The sequence below is a fragment of the Micromonospora sp. AMSO12t genome (genome assembly GCF_008806585.1).
GTDB lineage: Bacteria > Actinomycetota > Actinomycetes > Mycobacteriales > Micromonosporaceae > Micromonospora > Micromonospora reichwaldensis.
Genome location: NZ_WAAS01000008.1, coordinates 28,956 through 55,339 on the forward strand (window position 1 = coordinate 28,956; position 26,384 = coordinate 55,339).

Consider the following 26,384-nt stretch of genomic DNA (forward strand, 5'->3'; position numbering starts at 1 on the left):
TCACCCTCCCGTGTCGCGGTAGGTTGGGAATCTCGCGAAAACCGGCTGACCGGCATGCGTCACCAGGTCGCGCCAGCTGGGTCCGACGCGGCCGAGAATGGCACCGAGCGAGCGGTCGCGCTGCCACTCTGGCCCGGCCATGCCCCACTGCCCCAGGGCGTCCAGGAGCACCGGGTCGACCGGGACCCAGACCCCGTCGACCTGGAACTCCGCCCACGAGTGCGATGCGGAGATCGGTGGGGTCAGCGACCTGCCGAAGGAGAACCGGGCGGTCAGTCCCCGCCTGCGGGCCTCCTCGACCAGCAGGTGGGCCACGCCGACGCAGTCGCCGATCCCGGTGTCACGGACGAAGGCGCTGTCGGCGCGCAACGTCTCCGGCAGCCAGAGGAACCGGATGTGCCGGGTCTCCGCCAGCAGGTCGAGCACCGCGGTCGGCAGTTCCGGCCAGGTCCGCGGCCGGTCGAACGTCACCGAGTGCAGCACGCCGCCCCGGTCCTGTTCCGACGTCGTCCCGTGCCAGGCGTCGTCCGGCACCGCGAGGCGCCACCGGCACGGCTCGTCGTGCCCGGGCTCCGGGCACTGCGCCACGTAGTCCATCCGGTAGCGGGCGTGGGCGGTGGGGCGCCCCAGCTCGCGGATCCACCAGGAGAGGACCTTGCGCCCGCGCGAGCGCGGGTCCAGGTGCACCGAGACGTTGCGCAGGTCGGTGGCGTCGAACAGGAGGCCGTCCGCGCCGGCCGCCGAGGGCAGACCGGCGGCGACGAGGACGTCGAGGCCCGGCCCGTCGATCTGGTACTCGGCGGCGGCCGTGGCGGCGTCCATCTCGAAGCGCCGATGCGAGTGCGGCACCTGCAGGATCAGCGGCAGCAGGGCGTCGAGCGCCTGCCGGTCGAGCCAACGCTCGGCTGTCACGAGGCACCTCCCACGAGGCGCCGGTACAGACCGTCCTCGGCCATCAGGTCCTCGTGGCGGCCACGCTGGACGAGCCTGCCGTCGCTCATGACGAGGATCTGGTCGGCGGCCTCGGGATGGGAGAGGCGGTGGGCGACGACCACCAGCGAGCGCCCGGTCCGGCGCAGGTTGGCCATGATGCGGTCCTCCGTGAGCCGGTCGAGGGCGCTGGTCGCCTCGTCGAGGATCAGCAGCTCGGAGTTCCGCAGCAGGGCCCGCGCCAGGGAGATGCGTTGGATCTGCCCACCGGACAGGCCCGCCCCGGAACTGCCGAGCAGCGTCTCGTACCGCATCGGCATCGCGTCGATGTCGTCGTGGACCTCGGCCAGCCGGGCAGCGGCGATGACGTCCTCCAGGGAGCACTCCGGCCGGCCGAGCGCGATGTTCTCCCGGATGGTCCCGCCGAACAGCCGGGCGTCCTGCCGGACGTACGCCATCGACCGCCGCGCGGCCGGCCGGTCCAGCTGATCCGTCGGCGTGCCGTCGAGGGACACCGTGCCGGCGCTGGGCAGGTAGAGCCCCGCCAACAGCATGGCGAGCGTCGACTTGCCGGAGCCGGACTCACCGAGGATGAGAGTGAACTGCCCGGGCTCGATCTGTGCGTTGACGTCCACGAGCGCCGGCGTCCGCGCGCCCGGATAGGCGAACCGCACGTCGTCGAGCGTGATGGCGCCGGTGACGCGGGACGGCACCACCGCGTCCGGGCCGGCTTCCGGTCGCGCGTCCAGGATGTCGGCGAGCCGGGTCAACGTGGCCCTCAGGCCGGCGACCTCCAGCCCGGTCTGCACCAGACTCGCCAGCGGTACGAACATTCCCATGGCCAGGGCGGAGAAGCCCACCACCCGGGACAGGGAGATCTCGCCGCGACCGAGCAGGACCAGACCGGCGGCGAGCACGGCGAGCGGAGCGAGGAACTGGATCGCGGTGCTGACGGCCTCGCACACGCCGAGGAACCGCCGGCTGCGGGTCCTGGCGTTCACCTCGGCGACGAACGTGTGGCTCCAGGTCTCCGCCGCGGCGCCCTCCAGCCCGGAGGCCTTCAGCGTCGGCACGCTGTCCAGCAACTGGAACAGCTCGGTGTGGCTCTTCGCCTGCGCCTCCAACAACGCCGCGGTCAGGTATTCCTGCTTGCGCCAGCTGAACGCGAGCAGAGCGAGCTGGGCGACGGCGAGGGTGAGCACCAGCGCGCCGAGACGCCGGTCCGCGACGACGATGAGCCCGCCGTACACGAGCACCAGCACCCCGTCGAGCACGGCCGACAGCGCGGATCCCGTCAGGATCTGACGGACCGCGTTGCTGGTGCGGACCCGCATGGAGAGGTCGCCGGTGTGGCGCTGGGCGAAGTAGTCGAACGGCAGGGCGACGAGGTGGTGGACCGCTCCGAGGGTCACCGACTTGTCGGCGAGGGTCTGCACGGACAGCAGGGCCAGCCGACGGACGGTCTGCATCCAGAAGTACATCGCGAACAGCACGACCGCCGCCCCGAACAGCAGCCAGGCGCTGACCGGTTCGCCGGGCTGGCCCGCCCGGTGCACGACGTAGGTGGAGGCGGCCGGCACCGCCAGGCCGCACAGGGTCAGCGCGACCGAGGTCAGCGCGAGGGGAACCCAGGCGGCCGTACGCGGGAAGAACTTCGACAGGTACGGCAGGCGGCTCGCGCCGAGGTTCCGGGCGTCGGCCCCTCGCCGCGACGTCGTGGCGCCGACCGGTGGATGGAACTCCAGCGCCACACCGGTGAACGCCTTGCCGGCCTCGGCCAGGCTGACCTTACGCCGGCCGAAGGCCGGATCGACGATGTACAGGTGGGTGTCGGTCACCCGCTCCAACACGACGAAGTGGATGAAGTTCCAGAAGAGGATGGTCGCCGGGGGGAGGTTGCGCAGCCCTTCGATGGAGACCCGGACCCCGCGCGCGACCAGGCCGCGCCGCCGCGCGGCAGCGAGCATCGCGCGGGCCGCGACCCCGTCCCGGCCCGTGTTGGTCTCGGTGCGCAACTCGTCGAGGGGGACCGGTTGACCGAAGTAGGCGAGGACCATCGCCAGCGCGGCGGCCCCACACTCGCTCATCTGCGACTGGAGCACGACCGGAACCCGGGTGCGTGAGACCCGCAGCGCGGCCCGCACGTTGCGCCACCGCAGGCCGCGCAACGCGGCCAGGCCGGGTAGCGCCCGCCAGCCGAGCTCCACCGCGTCGCCGGCATCCCGGTTGACGCCGTGGTGACGCAACGCCTCGCGCCGGAAGCGCTGCCGTCGGTCGGTGAACTCCGTCGGTAGGCTCGTCGCCTCCGGCGGCCGGGGGGCCTGTTCCGCCTGCCCGGTCTTGTCCAGCGTGCTCATCCGCCGCTGCCCGAGTCGACCCGGAGCACCTGCGCGGTGATGGCCTCCGCGGCGGGTGAGAGCAGGAACTCGACCGACCGCGCCACGTCGGCGACGGTGGCGGCCCGGTTGAGCATGTTCCGTCGATTGATCGCGGCGCGGAGGCCGTCCTCGATCGATGCGGTCATGGCGGTGTCGATGAAGCCCGGTGCGACGCAGTTGACCGTGATGCCCCGGCTGCCGACCTCGGCGGCGAGCACCCTCGAGAACCCTTCCAGAGCGCACTTGGTCGCGGTGTACGCGCCGAGCCCACGGAAGGTCCGATGGGCCGCGATCGAGGTGATGTTGACGATGCGTCCGCCACGGCGGTACATCGCCTTGACCGCCGCCTGGGACAGGGACATCGGGACCTCGACGTTGAGCTGCCACATCCGGGTCATGTCCGACCGTGCGGCGGCCACGTGCAGAGCCGCGCTCGCCACCCCCGCGTTGTTGACGAGACCGTGGAGATCGGCGCACTCCCGGAGCCGGTTGGCCACCGCGAGCCGATCGTCGCCGCTGGTGAGGTCGGCGGCGAGGAACGTCAGCGGGTCACCGACGGACTCCCGCAGGGCCGCGAACTCGCTGGGAGCGGTCCGTGCCACGGCGACCACCCGGTAACCGACGGTCAGCAGCTGCCGGGTGACAGCCAGCCCGATACCCCGGGTACCGCCGGTGACGAACACCGTCCCGAGTGCCTCACTCACCGCGGGCCGCCTTTCCGGACGGTGCCGTCGGAAGCTGGTCGACGACGGTGACGCGACGCGGTTGTTCCGCCGGGGCCAGTACGCGGCGGGCATGGGCCTTGACCCGCTGCACGACCAGGTCACGGTCGGCGCCCGGCGGCGTGACGACGTCGGCGCCGACGACGGCGCCGAGCACGCTGCTGCGCACCGGGTAGACGCGGACCGCGACGACGTCCGGGAGTTCCCGCAGCAGCCGGGCCACGTGGCCGGGCACGACCTTCACCCCACCCACGTTGATGACCTCGCCGCGTCGCCCGAGGATGTGCAGGCGCCCACCGTGGATCGCCGCCTCGTCCCCCGTCGGCAGGTACGGTGCGCCGGGCGCCGGGGACAGGAGCAGCTCGCCGTCACGCACCGTCAGCGCCTTCCCGGTCGGCCCGTACCCGTCGAGGACGGAGAGCGGCAGGCCCGGCAGCCCGTCGGAGACGGTGGCGATCCGGCCCAGCTCGGTGCTGGCGTAGAACTGCAGGACGCGTTGCGGCGCGAACGCCGACTCGATCAGCCGTAGCAGCTGGGCGTCCACCGGCTCGCCGCCCATCGAGACGGTGTGCACCTGCGGTCGGGCCTCGTCGGTCCCCCGGTGCAGCGCCGCCATCCGCCAGAACGACGGGGTGCCGGCGACGACGTCGTAGCGTGCGCCCGTCCCGACGGCCAGGTCGGTCGGGGTGAGGAAGTCGATGCTGGCAGCCCGGCCCAACGCCTGGCTCACGGCCTCCACCCCGGCGTAGGTGAAGGGTGCGTAGCCGATCCCCCACCTCTCGTCACGGTGCGCGGTGTCCCAGTCGGCGCCGCGGGTCAGCTCCGGCCAGGGCCAGTAGGTCGGGGTCGGGGTACCCGTGGTGCCCGACGAGAAGATCCACAGCCCGCCCTGCCCTGCGCCGGAGGGCCGGCTGCCCTCATCGGTGGGCTGGATCCGCCCGCTCGCGACGTTCAGCACGGCCTGCGGGCGCAGCTCCGCCAGCGCCGACGCGGGGACGGTCGGACCCACCACGACCACGGACGCGTCGAGCGGGCGGAGCGCACGCAGTGCGACCACGAGATCCGGCCCGGAGGCCACCTCGACCGCGAGGTGGCGCAGGCCGGTCGCCGCGACCGCCTCTCGCAGCCGGACGATCCGCTGCGCCAGCGGATCGGCATGGATAGTCAGGGGCATGGCTCAGCCTGCTGCCGGTTGCAGCGCCCGGCAGAGGTCCGCGAGCGTCTCCATCCGGTCGACGGCGACGACGTCCAGCAGTACACCCAGCTCCTGCTCGAACTCGACGATGAGTTCCGCGACGACGAGGCTGTCGATCTCCAGCTCGGCCAACTGCATCGCACCGGTGTAGCGCGGCGCGTCGCCGACCGGCGGCACGGTGAGCACCCGCTTCGCCACCGCGTCAAGGGTTTCCTCGTCGATCACCGTGTCGACGTGGACACTCTCCACGCTCAACCAACTCCATCCATGAATAGCTCCTCGGACCGTTCGTCGTCGGGGGTGCCGGACACCACCGCGATGCGCACCGGGACCGCCAGGAACGGCCGGCCGGCGACGTGGGAACGGACGTGGCTGGCGAGATCGTCCGCCGTGACTCCGGCGTCGGCGGGCGTCACCTCGGCGGCGAGTCGCGATCCGCCGTCCTCGGCGACCTCCACCGAGATCCTGGCGGAGGCGACCGCGGGGTGCGAGTCGAGGACCGAGGTCACCTCGGCCAGGTCGACGACCAGCACGACCGCACCGTCGGGTGCGCGAAGTGGCGTGAGCCCGGGGCCGCTCTCCGTCGCCGGCGCGGCGCTGGCCGGGTCGTCTCCGGCCAGCAGTGCGCGGAAGGCGGCGACGAACCTGGTGAAGGTGGCCTGCGACATGGTCTCGCCGTCGACGGTCAGCCGGACGCCCAGCCCGTTGGGCCGCTCGTTCGCGGCGATCCGCAGGCCGTCGGCGGTCCTGACCAACGTCGGGGTGTACGCGCCGCGCTCGATGGCGACCGCGCCGCCGTCGGCGTCGTCGCGGTCGGCGGTGTCCTCCAGGTACGTCATCGACAGGGTGTCGTGGACCGGACGGCCCAGGCGTCGGACCGCCGTCGCCCACATGTCGTCCAACGCCTGCCGCGTGACGGTGCGGCGCGAGGTCGCCGACAACAGCTCCCGCCGCACCTGCACCAGCAGGTCGGCGGGCCGGTCCGGCCGGTCCAGCACGACCGGCACGACGACGTCGAACATGCCGACGACGCCCTGGTCGGCGTGACGCCTGCCGTTCAGCTTCATCGAGACGACGAGGCGGTCCTGCGGCGTCAGCTGGAACACGGCGGCCGCGAACAACGTGAGGAGCCACTGGACGGTGCTGAAGCCGGCGGCCTGCCAGCGCTCGCGCACGTCCTTCCACTCGTCCTCGACCAGGGTCAGCAGCTCGGTGTGGGCGACGCTCGCGGACGGCCCGCCGAGCCCCGGAAGGAACTGGCACCGGGGCGGCAGCCAGGGGCCACGCTGCCGCCAGTACGCGGACACCGCCTGGGCGCGCGCCGAGTCGGCGGCGGCGGCCTGGCCGGTCACCGCGGCGAGGTAGTCGGCGTCCACGGGGTCGGCGTCGGTCCCGCCGCCGAAGTAGGCCCCCCACAGGTCGCGTACGACGATCATCCGCGCGGTGGCGTCGACGGCGTAGTTGGAGAACACCCCGAGCACGGCGTGCAGAGTCGGAGTGAACCGCAGCAACCGCAGCACGAACGGGTACTCGACCGCGAGGTCGAAGGGGCGCCGGATGTCCGCCGCGAGGACGGAGCGCACGTAGCGGGTGAACTGCTCGGTGTCGTTCGCCGTGACCTGGGTCATCGCCACGAGCCGGCGATCGTCGGGCATCGGCCGCACCCACTGGACAGGTTCACCGTCGAGCGTCGTGACACCGATCCGCAGCGCCGCGTGCCGGGCGACCGTCGAGCGCACCGCGCCGACGAATGCGGCGACGTCCAGCGGGCCGGTGACCTGGTAGGACATCCAGACTGCCACGCCCTGCTCCGCCGTCCCCCACAGGGCGCGGTGGTGCGCGAGCTGGCCCGGCAGCAGGGGATGGACAGCGGTGTCGAGATCGACCGCCTCAAGGCGGGTGGGTCGCGACGACATACGGTCCTCATCCCAGCAGCAGTGGTCACCTACCGGAGGCCAGATTCAAGATCGGCAGATTAGCAACTCCCCGGACACCGTCAAGGAATCCGCACTTGAACGGGGGTCGGCGGTGGGTGCGAACGCGCGATCGCCCGGATCTGTTGACGGTCCACCTTCCCGTGCGGGGTGAGCGGCAGCGCGTGGACCGCGACGCAACGCTCCGGCGTCTTGGCCGGTTCGAGGCGGCGCGCCAGCTCCGCCAGCACGTCGTTCTCCCGCAGGACGGTGGCCACCACGACGGTGAGCGGGTTCGCCTCGTCCGGCGCGACGGCGGCGGCCCCGTCGACGCCGTCGATGTCCATGGCCGCCGCTTCGATCTCGGCGGTGCTCGACCGCACGCCCCGGTGCTTGAAGACGTCGTCGCCGCGACCGTGCAGATACAGGTGGCCGTCGACGTCCAGGTGGCCGCGGTCGCCCGTGTGCAGCCGCCGGCCAGCCGCGGTCGCCCGGAAGGTGGCGGCGCTCAGCTGCCGGTCGCGCCAGTATCCGGCCATGACGTTCGCGCCCTCGACGACGACCTCGCCGACGTCGCCGGCGGGTAGCGGTCGACCCTGACGGTCGACGACGCGTACGACGGTGCCCGGGATCGCGCGCCCGACGGACCCTGGGCGTGCCAGGTCGCCGTCCGGCTCCAGGATCGTGGCTCGCTTGCATTCGGTCAGGCCGTACATCTGCACCACGGCCGCGCCCGGGAACGCGTCGCGCAGCCCGTCTGCGAGCCGTGGCGACATCCGGGCGCCGGTGTTCGTGAACATCCGGACCGGCTGCGGCACCGGGAGCGCCGTCCTGGCCGCCAGCCGGAGCAGCGCGGTGGCGATCTCCGGCACGACGGGCACGACGGTGGCCCCCGCGCTGGTGATCCGTTCGAGGAGGGCGATCCCCTCCCCTGCCTCGAGCGCCTCCCACCGCGAGCCCGCAGCCGTGGCGAGCAGGAGCTGGTAGAGCCCGTAGTCGAACGAGGGCGGCACGCAGGAGAGCACGACGTCGTCCGGCCGGTAGCCGAGGACCTGTCCGATCGCCCGGGTCGCGAAGAGGACGCTGTCGTGCGGACAGACCACCCCCTTGGGCCGCGCGCTGCTGCCCGACGTGTACATCAGGAGGGCGGGCGCCTCCGGGCCACCGTCGGCACGGCTGGCATCGGGCTGGACCGCGTCCCCGACCGGCGCGTCGAGCGTCTCCAGGATCTCCCCGAACTGTGTCGACGACCAGGCGCGGGCGGGCACCTCGACCGCTGCGGGATCGATCCCCACCACGAGGGCTGGTTCGATGTCGGCGAGTACCGCCCGAAGCTGGAACGGACGCATCGTGGCCGACAGCGGCGCCAGCGTCAGGTCCGCGTACGACGCCGCGAACAGGATCGCGGCGAAGCCGGCGCCGCCGGACCGCACGGCGATCCGGTCCCCCGGCAGCAGGCCCAGTGCGCGGAACCGACCGGCCAGGTTGACGCTTCGCTGCCGGAGTTCCTGGTAGCTCCACCGGTGGCTCCGGTCGACGACCGCGGTGCGCTGGGGATGCCGTCGCGCGGCGGTGTCCAGCAGGGTGTGGATCCGCATGTCAGGACCGGGCGGAGCTGCCCCTGGCGGCGAGGCTCAACGCCCGACCGTCCGGTGCCGTCTGCGCTCCTCGGGCAGCATCTGGCTGAATTGGTACCAGCCCCCCGCGCAGGCCTGGGCGACAGCCCGAAGCGACTCGTGGCAATGCGCGGGAACGTTGCCAGCGGTGTTCGACGACTGCGAGATGAAGGCGAGCGTCCCGGTGAGCAGCCGGAGCAGGGCCTTGCCGTGGTCCGTGTAGCGCAGCGCGGGATCCTGGCGGAGCCGCTCCAGCTGTAGCCGGATGCTGGCGGCGAGATCCTGATCCGTCACCGGCAGCCCGTCGGGGGACGAGACGGCTGCCAACTCGGCGAGCGACGGCGCCGGGGCCTTCTGCCCGGCCGGGACACAGGCGCCGCCGCCGAGCGCCTTGCGGCGGACGTCGAAAGCCGTCCCGACCGAGATGCCTGACCGGCGCGCCACCTCGCGCAGGCTGGCATCGGGCTCGCGACGCACGATCGCCTCGGCCAACCGCCGGCCCTCTTCCGTCGAGACCGGGTGCCGGCGCCCGTCCCGGCCGATCCGGACGTCCTGGTGGTGGCCCGTGTCCAGGGATCGCCGCCGCAGGCCGGCGACGGTCTTGGCGGCGACGCCACACACCGCCGCTATCCGGCGGTCGGACCACTGCGGGTGCGAGGCGAGGATCCGCTTGGCAGCGGCCAGCCGGTCCCGGGCGCTCAGCGGCAGGCCGTCCTCGAGGTTCAACTGCACCGCGGCCACGAAGGCATCCGCGTCGGAGCCGTCGAAGTAGACGACCGGCACGTGGCGGTCACCCCGCACACGCGCGGCCCGTAGCCGGTGCATGCCGTCCACCACCCGCAACGAGGACCGCTGGACGACGATCGGTGGCAGCTCGACGGTCAGCTCGACGAGGGTCGTGACGTGTCTCGCGCTGATCCCGTCCAGTCTCGGGGAGAAGCCGACCCGCAACGAGCGCACGTCGGCCACGTCGACCTCCGGAGCCGCGGCCTCCCCCGCCTGGGCGGGCTGCGCGGTGGAGTCGCTATCCGGTCGTCTCTTCATTCGTCCCTCGCGCCAAGTCGCCACAGTCAGAATGGTTGCGCTGGCGCTGATCGCCCGTGCGCCTGCGATAACGCACAGTCGCACCTACCCGACGATTTAGCCGCCCGCCACCATTACCCGTCCGTCACGAAATACCCGTGACGGTCATGCTACAACCGCAGGCAGACGCCTTCCAGACACCGCCGACAGCAATTCGAACGGTGACGGCGAACGCACCGACAGTTCGACCTCAAGCAGGACCGGGACACCTCGGCAGCATCAGCGCGTAAACGCCCTGCGGACGGTCGGTAATTGTCCGGCGCGGGAAACCGCCGCAGTCCATGTCGAATTGCGACCGAGCAACACGGAGGGTGGCGACCCTCTGACGCAAATGGGATACGGGCATGCTTGTGGATCACCATCACGGTCGGTACTATGCAGGCCCCGAGACCGTTGGCCAGTGTCCGGTCGAAGGCGGGCGCGACGTTCGAGAAATGCCGTCCGTCCTTGCTCGACAAAACACTTGAGAGACACCAGCAAACCAATTAGTACGGGCGGGGCAATGCCACGGAAATTGAAGCTGCCGGCCACTGTCGCCGCGCACCGCCACCCCGCCCGGTCGCCGGCAGGGTCGCCAGGATGTGGGGCACCGGGCACCGGACCGGAGCGGCGGTCGTGACCGAGCGGGAGACCAACCGGGTGCTGGTGGTGCGCCCCCTCGCCGTGCTCAAGCTCTACACCGCTGCCTGGCGCCGCGACACCGAGGTGACGGCGCTCGAGTCGCTGCGCGGACGCGCGCCGGTACCCGCGGTCATCGGCAGCGCGACGTTCGGGCGGCACAGCGCGGCCCTCATCCGGTACGTGCGGGGCAGCGCACCGAACCCCGCCAGCGCCCTCGACGTGCGGGCGTCGGTCGCCGCGTTACGGGCCGCGCACACGATCACCGGACCCGCCTTCGGTCGGCTGCACGCGCCCGACCAACCGAGCTGGGCCGGGTTCCTGGCGGGCCGGCTCGACTCGTACGCCGAGACACTGGCGACGTTGGGTCTCACCGCGCAGGCGCGGCAGTGCCGGACCCTGCACCACGCGCTCGACGTGCTCGAAGACACCCACCCCCACCTGCTGCACAGCGACCCGAACCCCGGCAACGTCATCCTGACCGAACACGGCCCGGTTCTCGTCGACTGGGAGCTGGCGACCTTCGGCGACCCCGACCTGGATCTGGTCAGGCTGGCCTGGGAGTGGCGCCTGCCGCCGGCGCGGTGGGCGGAATGGGTCGGCCTCGACCCACGGTCGCCCACCGTCGACCTCTACCTGCGGCTACACCTGTTCAGCCGCCTGATGAGCGCGAGCAGCAGGCCGGGCGCCGCCTCGGCCGCGCTGGCGCACCGCTGCCTGACCGAGCTGACCGACCTGCACGACGGCGTCCACTCCCCCGGAGGCTCCGATGCAAGCTGACGCGGCCATCGACATCCTGACCTCGGTGGTGCCGCAGGCGGCCCCGCTGGGGGCGACACCGGTCACGAAGGGCATCTTCAGCACCGGATGGCGGGTACACACCACCGACGGCGACTACCTGGTCAAGATCAACGAAGACTCCCGGGCAGCGGACGACTTCCTGGGAGCCCGCAGGGCCACCGAGACCGCGCTGGCGCACGGCGTGCCGGTGCCGCGCCTGCTGGGTTCGGGATCGGACGGTGACGGGCACGCCTTCCTCGTCCAGGAGTGGATCGACGGCACCGATGCCGAGGACCACTTCGCCGCCCGGGACGGGCGGGAGCGGCAGCGGGTGCTCGAACGGCTGGGCGCGGTGCTGGCCCGGCTGCACGACATCCCCTACACCGTGGAGGGGCCGACCAGCATCCACGACACGGTCGCAGTCAAGATCCGCCGCTACGCCGCCCGGGCAGCCAGGTTGGAGATATTTACCCCCAGCGATCTTGATCGGCTCGTCGCCAAACTGCTGGAACTGGTCACCGAGGTGCTGCCGTCGATGTCTCCGCGGCTGACCCACCTCGATGTGCACCTACCCAACGTGCTGGTCGACAGATCCGGCGACGTATGGCTGCTGGACATGGACTTCGCCCGGCCCGGTGACCCGGTGGAGGACTTCGTGAAGCTCGACTGGTGGTGCTTCGCGGACGACACCGAACGGGCGGCGTTCCACACCGCCTATGCGGCGCACCGGACCCACCCGACCCCGCCACGTGACGTCGAAGCCGGGCTGCACCTGCACAAAATCATCACGGCTCTTTCCTACGTCGCCCTCTTCGCCGAGAAGGAGCCGCAGGCAGTGGCCGAATGGAAGCAGCGCCTCAGCGACGAGCGCCGGTCGGCGGCCTGGCTACTCGGAGAGGCAGTGACATGACATTCGAAGGCTACGACCTGGTGGTCGTCGGATCCGGCCTGTTCGGATTGACGATCGCTGAGCGGACCGCCGCCGAGTTGGACAAGCGGGTGCTGGTCCTGGAACGGCGCGACCATCACGGTGGCAACGCCTACTCGGAGGTCGACCCGGACACCGGAATCGAGGTGCACAGATATGGCCCCCATATCTTCCACACCTCGAACGAGCGAATCTGGGCCTACGTCAACCGTTTCACCGAGTTCACCGGATACCGGCACAAGGCTTTTACCCTCTATCAGGGGCAGGTGTATCCCCTGCCGGTCAACCTCGCGACGATCTGCCAATTCTTCGGCCGCTACCTCACCCCGGACGAGGCACGGGCACTGATTGCCGACCAGGCGGCCGAGATCGGTCAACTCCCCCCTGATCCGAGCCACGAGGAAAAGGGCATCTCACTGGTGGGAAGGCCCCTCTACGACGCGTTCTTCCGGGGATACACGGCCAAGCAGTGGCAGACAGACCCGAAGGAACTTCCCGGGTCCGTCATCGCCCGGCTGCCGGTGCGGTTCGACTTCAACAACCGGTACTTCAACGACACGTACGAAGGCCTTCCGGTCGACGGGTACACCGCCTGGCTGTCGCGGATGGCGGCCGACCCGCGCATCGACCTGCGCCTGAACACGGACTTCTTCGAGCTGGCCGACGCCATTCCGGACGGGACGCCGGTCGTCTACACCGGTCCGCTGGACCGCTACTTCCGCTACAGCGGGGGTCGGCTCGGCTGGCGCACGCTCGACTTCGAGCGGGAAGTGGCGCCGGTCCGCGACTACCAGGGGACCACGACGATCAACTACGCCGAGGAGTCGGTGCCGTTCACCCGGAACGTGGAGTACCGCCACATGCACCCGGAACGGTCGTACCGCGGCGACCGTACGGTGCTGGTCCGGGAGTACTCGCGCTCCGCCGGCGACCAGGACGAGCCGTACTACCCGATCAACACGGCCGGGGACCGGGACGCGCTGCGGACGTACCGGATGTTGGCCCGGCAGGAGACCGCCGAGCGCAACGTGCTCTTCGGCGGACGGCTCGGCACCTACCAGTACCTGGACATGCACATGGCGATCGGTTCCGCGCTGGCGATGTTCGAGAACCGGATCGTGCCCTACTTCCGCGATCGGCGCCCGCTCGGGTCCACCGGTCCGACCACCGACGACAAAGAGTAGGCACCATCTTGCAGACGATCACCGTGCTGGGCCGCGTCGTGGCGATCCTGTTCGCCGCGCACGCGGTCTGGGTACTCGTTTGGATCATCGTGGCGGCACGGGCGGTCCGCGACCGCCCTGCGGCGCCGGCCACGGCCCCCGCGGACCTTCCCGTCATCGTGGTCATGCTGCCGGCCCTGCGCGAGCAGCGGCTGGTGCGCGAGACGCTGGAATCGTTCGCCACCGCGCGCTATCCCGGGACGTTGATATCGGTCGCCATCACGAGCGAACGCGAGACGGCCGAACGTGCCGCCCAGGAGGCGGCCCTGCCCGCCGTGGTCACCGAACTACACGGTCTGGCCAGGCGTGGCGGCCGGGAGCGGGCACTGGAGAAGGTGCTCGCGCCGTCGGTGATCGCCGCGACCCTCGACGAGCTGGAGCGGACGTCGCCGGACGAGTGGCCCGGCGTGCTGCGCCGCGCCTTCGACGCGACGCCCACCACCGAGGAGCTGTGCCGGCAGATCACCGCCGAGTTGAACGGCAGGCCCGGTACGCACCGCTCGTGCCACGTCCACTTCCCCCACACCGACGGGCGCAAGGGTTCCCAGCTCAACTACGCGGTGGAGCTGCTACCCGAGCTGTTGCCGGGCGTCGACCCGGACAGCGTCTACCTGGCCGTCTACGACTTCGACGCGGTGGCCCACGGGGAGACCTTCGTGGCGGTGGGAGACCTGGTACGTGGGGCGGTCGCCGCGGGCCGCCGCCCTCCGGCGCTGCTGCACCAGGTGCAGCTGCCGCTGCGGTTCCGGGCTCCCTTCGCCCCCGGCGCCGACGGCGCCCTGATGCGCGGACAGGTGCTGTACTGGCTGCGGCGTGGCCTGGCCGTCGAGGTCGGGCGGATACTCCAGAACGACCTGTTGCGCCGCAGCCCGCGCCTGGTGCGACTGCTCGCCGCGCCGTTCCGCCCGATGATCTACGCGATCGGCTCGGGGACGTTCGTCCATCTCGGCGCGTGGCGCGAGCTCGGCCCGTTCCCGGAGATGCAGGAGCCGGTCGGGCACCGCGCCTCGCTGCTCGGCGTCGAGCAGGCGTTGGTGCCGAGCTTCAACCTGACCGAGCCCTACTACCAGACCAGGTCGATGATGAACGGGTGGGCCAATGTCTGCTACGGCAGCCTGGGGGTCGCCCGGGAACTGGACCACGTACGCCCCTACCCGTCGCCGGTCAGCCTGCCGGGCAAATGGTTGCTGGTGGCGAAAGAGCTGTTCGACATCGGCATCTGGTTCGCCGGGGTGCTGCTCATCCCCGCCGGGCTGGTGATCACGGCGCTGGGGGGTGGCTGGTGGACCGTGCTCGCCGTCGGCACCGGCCTGGTGGCGTATCCCGTCACGGCCGTCCTGCTGCTGGCGCTGCTGCCGCGACTGGGCGGGATCGACCGCCAGGACCGCTCCGTCAGCTGGTTGACCGGGAGACGTCCGCGGCTGACGCTCGTGGCGACGTTCGTCGCCGCGCCCTTCGTCAGCGCCACCGGCCCGTGGCTGATGTTCCTGCGCATGCTCCGCTCCTGGCGCGTGGGCACGCCGGTGCTGTCCGGGAAGACCGAACGGTAGAGCGGTCCTCGCGTCGCTCGCGAGGCAGGAGGCGCTCGGGCGGCATCGCCCAAGCGCCTCCTGTCGTCACACGAGTGACTTCGAGGCGGGCAGGTCGCGGTCGGCGTCCGGGTCGAAGAACCGGGTGAGGAAGTCCTGCTGCCAGGCACGCGGCTCCGGCAGGTCCCACTGGCCGTACTCGTTGAGCAGGCGCTCCGGCTCCGGGCACCGTTGCCGCAGCGCGGTCAGGGCGTCCGCGGGGACGGCGTCCGGGAAGAGCATCCGCAGGTGCGCGAGCCCGTAGAAGACGGGGCCGGCCACCGCGTACTCGTCCACCCGCTCGAGCAACAGGTCCCACGAGAGGTCCGGGCCGGCACGGCGTACGACCTCGGCGATGTCGACGTACTTGAGCAACTGCCGGTGCTTGCCGCGGTTCATGAACCTGAGGGTCGTCGAGGTCTTGTAGATGTGGGCGGCGAGGTCGATGACCGCGTCCTCGGGGGACGGCACGAGGAACGAGGCGTCCCCGTACCGGTGGCGGCCGGCGTGCGCCAGGACGGCACCGACCGGAACGTCGTAACCCTTGCCGGGCAGCGCCAGCGAGACGTTGATGTCGATGCTGACGATCGGCCGGTGGAACTCGCCGAACTTGTTCATCTTGGGCAGGTCGCTGCCGTACAGACGCCAGAAGGCCCGCTCCCGCTTGCTCAGCGGGACGATGTCGACGCGCGTCGGGTTGCCTTCCACATAACCGAGTCCCTCGAGCGCCTTGACCAGGGTGGGCGCCTCCTCCCTGGTGACGAGGACGTCCAGGTCACCCATCGGTCGCGTCCCGGGCTCCTGGTAGACCGCGAAGGCCAGATGGCCGCCCTTGCGCATGAGCACCGTGATGCCCTGGTCCGCCGCAGCGTCGCTGATCGCCTGGACCTCAGCCAGCATGAGCTCGTTGGCACGTTGCGTGTCCCGGTAGGCGGAGTACAGGAGCAGCACGACGGGAGAGTCGATGCCCGCGACCCTCTCGGTGGTCAACAGGCGCCAGAGATGCCAGCCCACGAGGGGGGCGACGCGGTGCCTGGCGGCCTGGACGGCAAGATGCCCCCAGTCCAGGCGCGGCTCGTCCTGACTGATGATCGTGCGCACACGAGCCATCTGCGTGTCCGTCACCTGCTGCCTGCTGAGCAGGAGCAACAACTCCGATTCGGCTGACAACTCGGCCATTCGGCCTCCTTCTCGACGGTGCCCCGGCATTGCACGGCGCTGACTCGACATCCGTCCGCAGTGGCCACGAGATCACTCTGCGTGAAGCTCGCCCCTGGACCGGCGGCAAAGCTTAACGGTCTCCAGGAAGCGTTTCACCTGCCTGTCGGCCAGACGCGGGCAAGGGCGTCGCCGCCGACGGGGCGCGTTCCGCTGCTGGGTGGGGCGCTGGCGTGGGGCCCGGGCCGGCAAGGAGGTTGACCAGCGCTCAACTGCTGCCCGGCGATCGTTCAGCTGATTAGTGGACTCTCGCTCCGATCTTGATCACTATAACCGTCAGCGGCACAATGGCCGCTGGGTTCGGTGGAGACAGCAGGGGGCGTGGATGGAGTTCCATCAACTGGGCCGCAGTGGTTTGCGTGTATCCACGGTCACTCTGGGTACCTTCAACTTCGGCGGCCCGACCGACGAGGCCGCGGCAGAGGAGATCATCCACACGGCTCTCGACGCCGGCGTCAACCTCGTCGACACCGCCAACGCCTACCAGGACGGCCGCAGCGAACAGATCCTCGGCAAGGCCATCCGTCACCGCCGCGACGACGTCCTGATCGCCACCAAGTGCTACAACGAGGTCGGACCGGGGCCCAACGACTGGGGCAACTCCGCGTACGCCGTCAAGCGTGAGTGCGAGCGGTCCCTGCGCCGCCTGGGCGTCGACCACATCGACATCTTCCACCTGCACCGGCACGACCTACGGACGCCCGTCGAGGAGACCCTCGGCGCCCTGGCGGACCTCGTACGGGAGGGGAAGATCCGCTACATCGGCACGTCCACGATGCCAAGCCCGGAGGAGATGGCCGAGCAGCCCGGCCTCGGCGTGGTGCCGACCTGGCGTCTGGTCGAGATGGCCGTGCTGGCACGAGGCTCGCTCGGCACGCCCGGCCCGATCGCCGAGCAGTCGCCCTACAACCTGCTCGAACGCGAGGTGGAGCGGGACATCCTCCCCATCTGCCGCGAGTACGGCGTCGGCTTCGTCGCCTACAGCCCGCTGGCGATGGGCTACCTCAGCGAACGGTTCCTCGGGGAACCGCCCGCCGACGCCCGCTTCACCGAATGGTGGTCACCGCGCGGCACGGTCTGGGAGCCGGTCCAGCGGGCCCTGGCCGCGCTGCTGGAGCTCGCCGCCGAGCACGGGCAGTCGCTGCCCGAGTTCGCCCACTCGTGGCTGTCCGGCAGCAGCGACGTGACCAGCACCATCATCGGTCCCCGGACCCTCGACCAACTCACGCTCGCGCTCAGGGCGACGGAGACCACCGTCGACGCACAGGCCCGTCAGGCGGTCGACGCGATCGTCGCCCCCGGCAGCAGCCTGTGGTTCCGGACCATCGAGCAGGGCCATCGCGGCACACGTGACAGCGAGGAATCTTGAGCCAGGGCATGAACGACCTCACCTCCCGCCGACCCGTCGTGCTGCTGACCGACGACGGTCTGCTCTCGGAATTCTGGGCGTTCCTGCGCGAGCGGCTGGAAGAACGCCTGTCCCCGACCTGCGACATCCGCTACCTCGACGTACGCGAAAGCGATCTGGCCGCCGCCGACTGGGCCGACATCGACGCCGTCGCCCTGTTCGGCGGCGACCTCACCCACGACATGATCGCCGCCGCGACCCGGCTGAAGGTGGTGGCCAGCGAAACCGACACCTGCGGGATCGAGGCCATGGACGCGTTGTGGGACGCGGGCATCCCGTTCGTCGAGGGAACTCCCGGCTGGGGCCAGTCGGTCGCCGAGTGCGGACTGAGCCTGATCCTGTGCGGGCTGCGTCGCATCCCGCAGTGGCACCACGAGGTCATCACCGGCTTCCGCCCCTGGGACTACCCGTACGTGCAGTTCTGCGACGATCCGCGCTTCGCCAACGGCACCGTGGCGGGCAAGACCGTCGGCATCATCGGGGTCGGCGAGATCGGCGGGCGCATCGCCAGCTGGTGCGCCATGCTCGGCGCGACCGTGCTGGCGTACGACCCGTACCGCTCCCCGGAGCGCTTCGCCGAGGTCTCGGCGGAGTCGGTGGACCTCGACCGGCTGGTGCGGGACTCCGAGATCCTCGTCGTCGCGGCACCGGACACCCCCAGCGTCACCGGCGTGGTCGACCGCGACCACGTCTTCGCCCTGCGGCGGGGCGCGCTCGTCGTGACCATCACCCGGGCGGCCGCGATCGATGCCGCGGCGCTGCGGGAGCGGGTGCTCGCCGACGAACTGGCCTGGGCCGCGGACGTGTACGACGTCGAACCGCTGCCGGAGGGCGATCCCCTCATCGGCAGGCACAACGTGGTCCACCTGCCGCACATCGCGGGACGAACCAGGGACGCCAACATCGCGGTCGCCGACATCGTCGCCGACGACATCCTGCGCGTGCTGGCGGGAGAACAGCCGCGGCACCCGCTGACACCCCAGCGACTGCAGGTCCGGCTCGGCCGAACGCCGGCCGCCCGGCACGGCAAGGACGGTACCGGTGGGTGACCTGGAGAACGGCTGGACGATCAGCGACACGTTCCCGGCCGCCGGGCTGAGCCCGAGCGAGCTGACCGCCGGCCTCGACCGCGCGTACGCGGAGACGACCGGTTGGGACGATCCCACGGTGACCCGGCTCGGCTTCGCCATGTCGGCCCCGCACGAGGTGGCCCTCTCCGCCTGGACCCGGTTCCTGGCGCTCAACAGCAACAACGTCGGAGTACACACCCCCTTCGGCGCCGGGCGCGCCGGCACCCGGCGGCTCGAACGAGAAGCTCTGCTGGGCCTCGCCGGCCTGCTGCACGCCGACTCGGCCGACGGCCACATCACCTCGGGCGCGACCGAGGCGGTGCTCCAGGGACTGCGCATCGGGCGCAATGCCGTCCGGGCCGACGCGGCGTCGCGGGTCACCCTCATCACCAGCGAGTTCGCCCACCACTCCGTCACGAAGGCCGCCGAGGTCCTCGGCCTCGACCTGCGCACGATCGCACCCGGCCCGAGCTGGGTCATCGAGCCGGAGCAGCTGGCGCAGGCCGTCGAGGCGGCGGTCGCCGCCGGCGCGACCGGCATCATCGTGGCGCTGACGGCCGGCTACTACAACAGCGGCCTGTGCGACCCGGTCGATCAGCTGGCCGCGCTGCTGCGGCGCCGCGCGGTGCAGCTCGCCGACCAGGTGCGGTTCTTCTGCTACGTCGACGCGGCCCACGGCGGCTTCATCTTCCCGTTCAGCGATCCCGCGCTGGCCTTCGACTTCCGCAACGTCGGCGTGCACGCGATGGCCCTGGACCCGCACAAGTCGGGGCTACTGCCGTACTCGTGCGGGGTGCTGCTCGTACGCAAGGGCCTGCTGGGGCACGTCACCGAGGCGAGCCCGGTCACCGGGATCGTCGACTCGACCCTGACCGGGTCCCGCCCCGGCGCCGCGGCCGCCGCTCTGTGGGCCACCGTCTTCGGCCTCGGCCACGCCGGTTTCACCGCGGCGATCCAGGAGTGCCTGCGTCGCCGGGACCTGATCGCCGACGCGATCCGGGCCGCCGACCCGGAGGCGGAGATCCGGCCGGCACCCGCCTCACCTGTCGTCGTGGCCGGCTTCTCCACACCGGACGGGCTGCTGCCGAAGGAATTCACCGAGCGCTACCGGCTCCTCGCGGTCAGCGCGCCGGCGCCACAGGGCGGACGCCGCAGCTACCACCACTTCTACGCGGGACACAGCCTCACCGACGAGCAGATCGCCCGTTTCGCCACCGGCTTGTCCGAGGCGGTCGCGCAGGCCAGGGCCGCACGTGCCAGGCCCGGGCGCGGGAAGGCCGACGCCGGTTTGCCGGAGCAGTTGCGTGACATCGCCGCCGACACCGACTGCTTCCGGCACTACATCGTGCATCCGCCGGGCCGCCGCGATCCGGACGAGCCCGGGTACTCCTTCCACACCTTCCTGCACCGCTCCACCACCGGCGAACCCCTCCAGGTGCGGGAATGGGGCGAGACCGCGACGGGTCGCCAGGCGCACGTGTACGCCCCGGATCTCGCCGACCCGTTCGGCAACGAACTGTTCGGCGTGCGGACCGCCGACTACTACGTCGAAGTGCTCGACCGGTCGCAGCAGAAGCTGTCCCTGGTCGGGGGCGTGCACTTCTGCGTCGGCACCGGTGACCCGGGCGAGCGGGTGCTGATGAACCTGGAGAGCACGGGCGAGTTCCGGTCGCTGGAGTACAAGTTCGGCGAGGGCGAGTTCACCGACGAGATCCAGTGTTTCCGGGACCGCGTCGTGGTGAAGCTCGGAAAGAGCGCGCGTGGCTTCCGGCGGCGCGCCCACAGCGACGAGTACTCGTTCTCCATCGACACGTCGTTCGAGTGCACCGTCGAACTCGCCGACGACGACCGCCCGGCCCGGTTGGACATGCTCCGGGTCAGCGGCGATCCGCTGCTGCCCCGGCGGACACACCTGCTACGGCAGGAGTACCAGCGGTTCCCGAACCGCTTCTTCGACATCGAGTGCACGGTCGTGGTGGGCGCCCGATCGGCGGACGCCTGGCGGTTGTCCGACCTGGTCGCCGCGTCGGCGGCGGACGCGCTGGTCGCCCGGTCGGGCCTGGTCGGCCGCTGTGTACCCGACGTGTCCGGGAACGCCGGCGAGCTTGTCGTGACCACCGCGTCGTTGCCTGCCGGACGGCGGACCCGGATGACGGTCGACACCGGTGTGGGCCAGCGAATGGCCCGCCTCCTGCCCGTCTTCGACGTCTCCGAACCGGAACGGCTGCGTGTCGACGACGTCGTCGCCGTCGCCGATCACGGCGCCGACCTGATCCGGGCGCACGCGGCGGTACGGAGCACGGACGGCGGAACCGAGACGGTCCTGGCCACCGCGGTCGGGGTCGCGGCATGACCACTTCCTTCATCGGCGCCGACCAGAACGCCGACGACCTCGCCGTGGCCGCGATGGACCCGCTGCGCGCCGACGACATCCTCGCCGAACTGCCCGCCGCCAACGAGCGCGCCGACACGGCGTGGATGGTCGACGCGCTGGCCGACCTCATTGCCGACTTCGATACGGCTGACGTCCACACGGCCCGAGCCGCCCTGCGAGACCTGGGCTTCCTCGCCGCCTCACTCGTCCGGCACGATCCCGACGCCGACCTGCACGGCATCGAGCCGACACTCCTACGCCTGGCCGCCGTCGCCGACGAGGTCCCCCGCGACACCGTGTACAGCTACACCACGCGCAACCCGGTCGGCCCCCGCCGCCGCGGCTTCCTGCTCAGCGACGAAGAGCACGTGTTCATCGACTCGGTCGTCGCCGCGACCCAGGCGCTGAACCTGGCCGTCGACGACCTGGCCGCCTGCCGCGACCGCGCCGACCTCGACGAGGACGTGCTCCTCGCCGCACTCGGCCAGGTGCACGACGGGGTCGAGGTCCTGCGCAAGAACCTGCGTACGGTCCAGCGGACGATCACCCCCGACTACTTCTCGCACCGGCTCCGGCCCTACTTCCCGACGATGGACATCGGCGGGAAGGCCTACATGGGTCCCGGCGGCGCCCAGATGCCACTGCTCGTCCTCGACGTGCTTCTGCTCGCGCCGAGCGAACCGGGGCAGCTCGGCGCGTGGCACGACGACTATCTCGTGGAGAACGTGCTCTACCTGCCGCCCACCCACCGGGCGGTGTGCGACGACACGCTCCTGGCGTACCGCAGCGGCAACTCGCCGCTGCTGCGCTGCCTGCTCGAGTCGCCCCGGGTGCGCGCGGAGTATGCCGCGCTGCTCAAGCGCATCCTGCGCTTCCGCTACCCCCACCGCCAGGTGGCCCGGGCCAACATGGCGATCCGGGCCGAAGGCTCGCTGGGCAGCGGCGGCTACACCGTCGAGGCCCTCGACCACCTCATCGAGATCACCACCTCCAAGGCCGCGGTGACGCTGCCGTTGCCCCGAGAGCGGAGAGGAAGCGCCGATGACCGCGACCGGTAGTGTGGCGGGCTTCGCCCCCGTACGGGTGGGTTCGGTGCGCGGCGCAGTCCCGTCCGTGCCACCCGTTGCCGGAATCGAGGGCCGGGTGCGCCTGCGCTACCCGAACCGGCTCAACGCGATGGCACTGGACCCGAGCAAGGTGCTGCCCGGCGCCGGCTCCTACCCCGCCGGTGAGCTGGTCTTCGTCACCGACCTCTTCACGAGCGTCGAGGTCCAGGCCACGGCGTCCGGCGACGGCGTCGAGATCGCCGCCGACAGTGCCCGGCCGGTCCTGGGGCGCCACGCCGCGCTGCTGATGCGCCAGGTCCTGGGCCTCACCGGCGGAATGCGGATCACGATCCGCTCGCACCCGCTGCCTCCGCACGTCGGTCTCGGCAGCAGCAGCGCCGTCCTCTCGGCCGTGGCCGCGGCGATCAACGAACTGTGCGGTCGGCCGCTGGACCACCGGACGCTGATGCGGCTGCTGGTCGACAACCACGGCGAGGAGATCGACGGCAACGACGACGAGATCATGCCGGTCCAGTGCATCGGCGGCTCGGCCGCCGCCGGTCTGGTACCCGGCGCGATCCAGGTGGTCTCCGGAAACGCCGTCGCGCTGCTGGCCGCCCCCGCGCCGGCCGGGCACACGATCGTGCTCGCCGTACCACCGGACCTGCGCAGCTGGGACGCCTCGGAGAGCCTTCGCGCCGAGGCGGAGAACTTCGACGGGTTCCTGGAGACCGGCCGCCGCTACGCGCCGCAGATCGCCTACCGGTTGCTGCACGAGTGCTGGCCCGACCTGGTCACCGGCACTCCGCGCACCCTCGGGCAGCTCGTCTTCGACTACCGGTTCGAGATGGGCAGCATCCGCAACTGCGCCTTCTCGCACCCCCGCCTGCTGCAGTACGCGGAGCAGGTGCGGCAGCTGTTCGAGTCGGAACAGGCCGCCGTGCTCAGCCTGTCCTCCGTCGGGCCGCTCTTCTTCGCTCTCACCGAGCAGCCCGACGCCGTCGCGGCCGGCTTCGAAGCCGCGGGCCTCACCACGTTCCGCGCGATGCCGTGGGACCAGGGCTACCTGATCGACGAGTGCACGGTGAAGCGCCATGCGCGCGACGGGTGACTACTGGAACCGGCCGGACGTGGTGACGGCGTTCGCCACGGCGTCGCCGCCGGGATACCTGGCCGACATGGTGCCGCAGGGCGGCCCCGGCGCGATGGCGCTCGACGTCGGCTGCGGTGGTGGGCGGAACCTGCCGCTGCTGGCCGAACGAGGCTACCGGGTCGTCGGACTCGACCTGCACGCGGAGATGGTGCTGCGCGCACAGGGCGTCGCCCCCGGTGCCGCCTTCTGCCAGGCGGACGTCGCTGCGCTGCCGGTGGCCAACGCGCGGGCCGCGGTCGTGGTGTGTCACGGGGTCCTGCACAACCTGCCCCGGCCGGAACAGGTCTCCGCGGCCATCGGCGAGCTGGGTCGGGTCGTCGCCACCGCCGGCGTGGTGTCGCTGAACCTGTTCAGCGCGGCGCATCTGGACCACCGGCTCACCCCGCTCGCCGACGACCGCCACCGGCTCCCCAACGGACAGGTGATGACGCTGCTGCCGCCGGAGCGGATCGCCGAGCTCTGCCGTGGCGCCGGATTCCAGTTCGTCGACGGCCCGTTCGAATATCTCCACGATGCCGACCCCGGCCAGCGTTCAGTCTGGCGGGCCGTCCTGCGACCGACGGGGACCCGATGATCCAGAGCGAAGCAACCCTCCTCGACACCGATCCGGCCGAGCTGGCCGATCCGCACGCGCTGGCGGCACGGCTCGGCGTACGCGCCGGGACCGTCCGGCTGGGCCAGACCCGGATCGCGGTGAGCAGCGCCGACCCGCGAGCCATCACGTACCTGCACGACCTGTTCACCCCGGCGAACGACATCTGGGAGCACCTGCCCGACGACTTCTCGCCCTGTGCGCTGACCGCCGTGAACCTCGCCGTCTCCGACGCGTGTTTCGCCCGGCTGGTCGAGCACTACGCGGCGCAGGCGGTCCGGCGCCAAGCCGTACATCTGCACGTGGCCGCACCCGGGATCCGCTACGAGCTGGCCGACGGGACCTGCGCCGTGGTCTCGGAGCCCGACGAGATCGACGGCACCAACCTCGTCGTGCAGTCCCCGCGGGGCCTGGTGTTCGTCACGACCGCGCGCCCCTACGCCCACCTGGCGCTGGCCCGGCACCTGCGCGAGTTCGGCTACCGGCGGGGCGAGAGCGACGGTTGGGCCGGGCTGCACGCGTCCTGCGCGGCCACCCCCGAGGGCAACGTGGTGGTGATCGGCCGCTCCGGTGCCGGCAAGTCCACCACCGCCCTGGCCCTGGCCGCTGCCTCCGGCTGCGCCTTCGTCGCCAACGACCGGGTCATGGTCCGCGCGGACGGGGAGCAGGTGACGGCCTGCGGCATGCCGGTGCCGATCCGCATCAACGGCGGCACCATGCACGCGCTGGGCCTGAAGGACGCGACCAGCTGGCAGCTGGCCCGCCGGCAGCCGGACTTCGTCACCAGCGACTGGCAGAGCTTCTGCGGAGACTCCAAGCTGAACCTGCTGCCCGTCGAGTGGCGTGCGCGCACCGGCACCCCCCTGGTCCCCTCCGTGCGGCTGACCGCCATCGTGCTGCCCCGCGTGACGAAGGACTCCGCAGTGCTCAGCGTGCGTCGGGTCGATCCGGACCAGGCGCGCGAAGTGCTCACCGAGCAGCTGATGACTCCGGACGACGACGTGTTCGTCGAGGACTGGCTGCATGCCCGCACCCGCGACCGCGACGAGATCGGCACCCTGGCGGGGCGGACGTTCGAGGCACTCATGCGGTTGCCGATCCTGGTCGCCGAGCTCGGCACCCGCAACACGCTGGTGAATCTGTCCGGCTCCATCCGCGAGGCGCTCGGAACGCTGCGTGCCTGACCTCGCCTTCGCCGCGTTCGACCTGGACGGCACGCTGGTCGACGAGCGCGGTGTGCCGTTGCCCGGCACGATCGAAGGGCTCGCCCGGCTGCGCGACCGCGGTCTGGCACTCCTGCTGGTGACGGGACGATCGACGGTGCTGTTCGAGGCGCTCGGTCTACCCGAGCACCTCCTCGAACTGTTCGGGCCGCGCCTGCTGCTCGACAACGGCAACGTCGAGTACGACCGCGCCACCGCCCGGGCGGCATATCGCCGCGCGCTGCCCCGCGAGGTGGTGCCAGCGCTGCTCGCCGCGGGTTTCACCGAGCTGGTCGCGGAGCTGGATCACCGCTATGTCGCGACGTCCCGGCGGGCGTCCACGTGGTTCGCGATGGCACACCGGCTGCCCCGATCGTCCATCGAGGTCGACCCGCAGCTCGGCGGGAGGGCGCAGGTCGGCTCGGTCCTGGTGCTGGATCGTGTGCCGCTGCCCGACGGGCTGTTGGGCGGGGCGGTCGAGGCGATCCCGTTCGCCGGCACCGCGGCGAAGCTGCTGCGGCCTGCGGGGACCTGCAAGACTGCCGCGGTGACGGCGTTGCTGGCCGAGCAGGCCGGTGAGGCCGACCTGAAGCGGGTCATCGCGTTCGGCGACGGGCGCAACGACCGGTGCCTGCTGGCCTCTGCGGCGGTCGGGGTCGCGGTGGCCGACAGCCACGCCGACGCCGCTGCACGCGCGACGATGCGGCTGTCGGGCCCGATCGGAGACTTCCTGGCCGCCTTCCACCCGGACACGCTCGTCCGGCGTGACCGGCCCGACGTCGTGGAGGATTGCGCGCACTGAGGGTCACCAGCGCCCGAGCAGGACCTCCCGGTCGTCCCGGTTGCGCCAGATCCAGGTGGTGCCGGCCGGCACCTCACCGGTCAGGTAACCGAGGATCGGCTCCCGCTGGTTGTCGCTCTCGAGCTGCCCGATCAGCTTGAGGGCCTCCGGCAGCGGGAAGAACGCCGCCTCGGCGATCTCGTCGTCCTCCGGCAGGGTCTCGCCCTCCCAGTCGTTGATCTCGAACGCGATCGCGAGTGCCGACGGGTACCGCTCGGAGTCGATGTGCATCACGAACGCGGTGGCGACCGGGTCGCCGACCACCAGGCCGGTCTCCTCCTGCATCTCCCGCCGCAGCGCCTCGTGGAAGACCTCGCCGTCCTGGACGCCGCCGCCGGGGAGCGACCAGAGCATCTCGCCGTTCGCGCCGAGGCTCTCCCGCACCAGCAGGATCTCGTCGCCTCGCCGGACGATGCCGATGACAAGCTGCACGCGAGAAACAGGCGCCCGCGTCGGCGCTTCAGATTCAACAGAGGTCATAAGCAGAGAATCCTACTGGTCCGCCCGGCGGTGACACTCCCCGGGC

At 71.3% G+C, this 26,384-nt stretch carries 22 protein-coding genes; 12 read left to right on the forward strand and 10 right to left on the reverse strand.

The annotated features are described in order from the left end of the window. The 8 genes from F6X68_RS02385 to F6X68_RS02420 all read right to left on the reverse strand — a co-directional run bounded on the left by F6X68_RS02385 (position 1) and on the right by F6X68_RS02420 (position 9,798). Complete coding sequence (locus tag F6X68_RS02385; RefSeq protein ID WP_151452689.1) at positions 1-912, reverse strand: transglutaminase domain-containing protein; 912 nt, start codon at positions 910-912, stop codon at positions 1-3. Then, on the reverse strand, positions 909-3,287 hold the full coding sequence (locus F6X68_RS02390; RefSeq protein WP_151452690.1) for a peptidase domain-containing ABC transporter: 2,379 nt from the start codon (positions 3,285-3,287) through the stop codon (positions 909-911). The genes F6X68_RS02385 and F6X68_RS02390 overlap by 4 nt, the downstream gene beginning before the upstream one ends. Continuing rightward, a complete protein-coding gene (locus tag F6X68_RS02395; protein ID WP_192581243.1) occupies positions 3,284-4,012 on the reverse strand; it encodes an SDR family NAD(P)-dependent oxidoreductase in 729 nt (242 codons plus the stop codon). The genes F6X68_RS02390 and F6X68_RS02395 overlap by 4 nt, the downstream gene beginning before the upstream one ends. Further along, positions 4,005-5,204: a class I adenylate-forming enzyme family protein gene (locus F6X68_RS02400; RefSeq protein ID WP_151452692.1), complete on the reverse strand. Its 1,200-nt coding sequence runs from the start codon at positions 5,202-5,204 to the stop codon at positions 4,005-4,007. The genes F6X68_RS02395 and F6X68_RS02400 overlap by 8 nt, the downstream gene beginning before the upstream one ends. A 3-nt stretch (positions 5,205-5,207) precedes the next feature. Next, entirely contained in the window at positions 5,208-5,474 is a 267-nt protein-coding gene (locus F6X68_RS02405; RefSeq protein WP_089000851.1) for an acyl carrier protein, read from the reverse strand. Between the two features lie 2 nt (positions 5,475-5,476). Further along, the gene (locus F6X68_RS02410) at positions 5,477-7,141 is read right to left on the reverse strand and encodes a condensation domain-containing protein (protein ID WP_151452693.1); all 1,665 of its coding nucleotides are present in this window, start codon (positions 7,139-7,141) and stop codon (positions 5,477-5,479) included. Between the two features lie 80 nt (positions 7,142-7,221). Beyond that, a complete protein-coding gene (locus F6X68_RS02415) occupies positions 7,222-8,736 on the reverse strand; it encodes a class I adenylate-forming enzyme family protein (RefSeq protein WP_151452694.1) in 1,515 nt (504 codons plus the stop codon). A gap of 36 nt (positions 8,737-8,772) precedes the next feature. After that, complete coding sequence (locus tag F6X68_RS02420) at positions 8,773-9,798, reverse strand: ParB N-terminal domain-containing protein (RefSeq protein WP_151452695.1); 1,026 nt, start codon at positions 9,796-9,798, stop codon at positions 8,773-8,775. A 654-nt stretch (positions 9,799-10,452) separates the two neighbouring features. Between F6X68_RS02420 and F6X68_RS02425 the strand changes: the two genes are divergently transcribed. From F6X68_RS02425 to F6X68_RS02440, 4 genes are read left to right on the forward strand one after another with little or no spacing between them, the layout of a single operon-like run. Next, positions 10,453-11,235 (forward strand): phosphotransferase, encoded by a 783-nt coding sequence (locus F6X68_RS02425; RefSeq protein WP_192581244.1) that lies wholly within the window; start codon positions 10,453-10,455, stop codon positions 11,233-11,235. Further along, on the forward strand, positions 11,225-12,145 hold the full coding sequence (locus F6X68_RS02430; protein WP_151452697.1) for a phosphotransferase family protein: 921 nt from the start codon (positions 11,225-11,227) through the stop codon (positions 12,143-12,145). The genes F6X68_RS02425 and F6X68_RS02430 overlap by 11 nt, the downstream gene beginning before the upstream one ends. Further along, entirely contained in the window at positions 12,142-13,347 is a 1,206-nt protein-coding gene (glf, locus tag F6X68_RS02435) for a UDP-galactopyranose mutase (protein ID WP_151452698.1), read from the forward strand. Before F6X68_RS02430 ends, glf begins: the two co-directional genes overlap by 4 nt. 8 nt (positions 13,348-13,355) lie before the next feature. Continuing rightward, positions 13,356-14,936, forward strand: a complete 1,581-nt coding sequence (locus tag F6X68_RS02440) for a hypothetical protein (protein ID WP_151452699.1) — start codon at positions 13,356-13,358, stop codon at positions 14,934-14,936. Between the two features lie 66 nt (positions 14,937-15,002). Here F6X68_RS02440 and F6X68_RS02445 read toward each other — a convergent pair whose 3' ends face one another. After that, on the reverse strand, positions 15,003-16,133 hold the full coding sequence (locus F6X68_RS02445) for a nucleotidyltransferase family protein (protein WP_192581245.1): 1,131 nt from the start codon (positions 16,131-16,133) through the stop codon (positions 15,003-15,005). Between the two features lie 364 nt (positions 16,134-16,497). Between F6X68_RS02445 and F6X68_RS02450 the strand changes: the two genes are divergently transcribed. The 8 genes from F6X68_RS02450 to F6X68_RS02485 are packed head-to-tail and all read left to right on the forward strand — an operon-like array spanning position 16,498 to position 25,819. Continuing rightward, positions 16,498-17,541 carry an aldo/keto reductase gene (locus tag F6X68_RS02450; RefSeq protein WP_151452701.1) on the forward strand — a complete coding sequence of 348 codons (1,044 nt, stop codon included), beginning with the start codon at positions 16,498-16,500 and terminating at the stop codon, positions 17,539-17,541. After that, positions 17,538-18,629 carry a D-isomer specific 2-hydroxyacid dehydrogenase family protein gene (locus tag F6X68_RS02455; protein WP_151452702.1) on the forward strand — a complete coding sequence of 364 codons (1,092 nt, stop codon included), beginning with the start codon at positions 17,538-17,540 and terminating at the stop codon, positions 18,627-18,629. Before F6X68_RS02450 ends, F6X68_RS02455 begins: the two co-directional genes overlap by 4 nt. Beyond that, the gene (locus F6X68_RS02460; RefSeq protein WP_151452703.1) at positions 18,622-21,003 is read left to right on the forward strand and encodes a pyridoxal-dependent decarboxylase; all 2,382 of its coding nucleotides are present in this window, start codon (positions 18,622-18,624) and stop codon (positions 21,001-21,003) included. The genes F6X68_RS02455 and F6X68_RS02460 overlap by 8 nt, the downstream gene beginning before the upstream one ends. Further along, positions 21,000-22,082: a monodechloroaminopyrrolnitrin synthase PrnB family protein gene (locus F6X68_RS02465; protein WP_192581246.1), complete on the forward strand. Its 1,083-nt coding sequence runs from the start codon at positions 21,000-21,002 to the stop codon at positions 22,080-22,082. Before F6X68_RS02460 ends, F6X68_RS02465 begins: the two co-directional genes overlap by 4 nt. Further along, entirely contained in the window at positions 22,066-23,181 is a 1,116-nt protein-coding gene (locus tag F6X68_RS02470; protein WP_151452705.1) for a hypothetical protein, read from the forward strand. The genes F6X68_RS02465 and F6X68_RS02470 overlap by 17 nt, the downstream gene beginning before the upstream one ends. Then, positions 23,165-23,797, forward strand: coding sequence for a bifunctional 2-polyprenyl-6-hydroxyphenol methylase/3-demethylubiquinol 3-O-methyltransferase UbiG (locus tag F6X68_RS02475; protein WP_151452706.1), 633 nt, complete (start codon positions 23,165-23,167; stop codon positions 23,795-23,797). The genes F6X68_RS02470 and F6X68_RS02475 overlap by 17 nt, the downstream gene beginning before the upstream one ends. Further along, the gene (locus F6X68_RS33370) at positions 23,794-24,999 is read left to right on the forward strand and encodes a hypothetical protein (RefSeq protein WP_192581247.1); all 1,206 of its coding nucleotides are present in this window, start codon (positions 23,794-23,796) and stop codon (positions 24,997-24,999) included. Before F6X68_RS02475 ends, F6X68_RS33370 begins: the two co-directional genes overlap by 4 nt. Next, positions 24,992-25,819: an HAD hydrolase family protein gene (locus F6X68_RS02485; RefSeq protein ID WP_151452707.1), complete on the forward strand. Its 828-nt coding sequence runs from the start codon at positions 24,992-24,994 to the stop codon at positions 25,817-25,819. The genes F6X68_RS33370 and F6X68_RS02485 overlap by 8 nt, the downstream gene beginning before the upstream one ends. A gap of 3 nt (positions 25,820-25,822) precedes the next feature. Here the strand turns inward: F6X68_RS02485 and F6X68_RS02490 are convergent, their stop codons facing one another. Next, positions 25,823-26,290, reverse strand: coding sequence for an NUDIX hydrolase (locus tag F6X68_RS02490; RefSeq protein ID WP_225851927.1), 468 nt, complete (start codon positions 26,288-26,290; stop codon positions 25,823-25,825). Positions 26,291-26,384 lie beyond the last annotated feature (94 nt).

Bases quoted from the DNA above. Each gene is read 5' to 3' on its own strand.
- F6X68_RS02390 (WP_151452690.1), bottom strand. From the start codon at position 3,287: ATGAGCACGCTGGACAAGACCGGGCAGGCGGAACAGGCCCCCCGGCCG.
- F6X68_RS02400 (WP_151452692.1), bottom strand. From the start codon at position 5,204: ATGCCCCTGACTATCCATGCCGATCCGCTGGCGCAGCGGATCGTCCGG.
- F6X68_RS02410 (WP_151452693.1), bottom strand. From the start codon at position 7,141: ATGTCGTCGCGACCCACCCGCCTTGAGGCGGTCGATCTCGACACCGCT.
- F6X68_RS02415 (WP_151452694.1), bottom strand. From the start codon at position 8,736: ATGCGGATCCACACCCTGCTGGACACCGCCGCGCGACGGCATCCCCAG.
- F6X68_RS02420 (WP_151452695.1), bottom strand. From the start codon at position 9,798: ATGAAGAGACGACCGGATAGCGACTCCACCGCGCAGCCCGCCCAGGCG.
- F6X68_RS02430 (WP_151452697.1), top strand. From the start codon at position 11,225: ATGCAAGCTGACGCGGCCATCGACATCCTGACCTCGGTGGTGCCGCAG.
- glf (WP_151452698.1), top strand. From the start codon at position 12,142: ATGACATTCGAAGGCTACGACCTGGTGGTCGTCGGATCCGGCCTGTTC.
- F6X68_RS02445 (WP_192581245.1), bottom strand. From the start codon at position 16,133: ATGGCCGAGTTGTCAGCCGAATCGGAGTTGTTGCTCCTGCTCAGCAGG.
- F6X68_RS02450 (WP_151452701.1), top strand. From the start codon at position 16,498: ATGGAGTTCCATCAACTGGGCCGCAGTGGTTTGCGTGTATCCACGGTC.
- F6X68_RS02465 (WP_192581246.1), top strand. From the start codon at position 21,000: ATGACCACTTCCTTCATCGGCGCCGACCAGAACGCCGACGACCTCGCC.
- F6X68_RS02470 (WP_151452705.1), top strand. From the start codon at position 22,066: ATGACCGCGACCGGTAGTGTGGCGGGCTTCGCCCCCGTACGGGTGGGT.
- F6X68_RS02475 (WP_151452706.1), top strand. From the start codon at position 23,165: ATGCGCGCGACGGGTGACTACTGGAACCGGCCGGACGTGGTGACGGCG.
- F6X68_RS33370 (WP_192581247.1), top strand. From the start codon at position 23,794: ATGATCCAGAGCGAAGCAACCCTCCTCGACACCGATCCGGCCGAGCTG.